The 771-nt window shown below is 65.1% G+C and carries 1 protein-coding gene; it reads left to right on the forward strand.

The genetic code is table 11. The annotated features are described in order from the left end of the window. Positions 1-32: 32 nt before the first annotated feature. Positions 33-771, forward strand: a 739-nt coding sequence (locus J5224_RS32165; RefSeq protein WP_264629011.1) for an energy transducer TonB, incomplete at its 3' end; no start/stop codon positions are given.

Consider the following 771-nt stretch of genomic DNA (forward strand, 5'->3'; position numbering starts at 1 on the left):
GGCCACGACGCACACCATCGGGGAGCAATGATATGAACACGCTGACTGTGACGTTATCCGAGGGGACGCGCCTACGTATCGAGCAGGTTGTCACCGTCCTGCTGGCGGCCCTGCTACACGCGGGGGTGATTTATTACCTATCGGCGACATCGGCGGTGGTCATGCCGCCTTCGGCCGCGCCTGCGATCAGCGTGGAACTGGCACTCAGTGCCGAAACAGGCATAACCGCAGCGGCTCCACCCGCGCAACCGGCAGAAGCGACACCGCAAGAGAGTACGCCGCCACCCGAGCCGCAAACGCCCGCCGCTGTGCCACAGGAGGCACCCGCACCGGAAGCCGTGAAGCAGCCACCGGCGAAAAAACCGGTAGCCAAGGCACAGGCCCGCAAAGCGCCAAGCGCTGAACCACAGCAAACGGCCGAGCGGAGCAATGCAACACCGGGCAGTCATGCCAGCGCCAACACGGAAGCCCCGGCGTCCGCCAGCGCGTCAACGGCATCCGAAGGTGCCATTACGCCAGCGTCTGCCACTGCGGATCACCTGAATAACCCACCGCCGCAATACCCTGCTCTGGCGTTGAAGCGCAAATGGCAGGGCACGGTACAGCTACGGGTACAGGTGCTGGAATCCGGGCGGCCGGGTGAAATCCAGATAGCACGCAGCAGCGGGCGCGACATTCTCGATCAGGCGGCGGTGGCGGCAGTCCGGCAATGGTCATTCGTTGCGGCGCGCCGGGGAGGAACACCGATGGAGAGCTGGGCCAGCTTTCCGC

Source organism: Candidatus Symbiopectobacterium sp. NZEC135, from assembly GCF_025962695.1.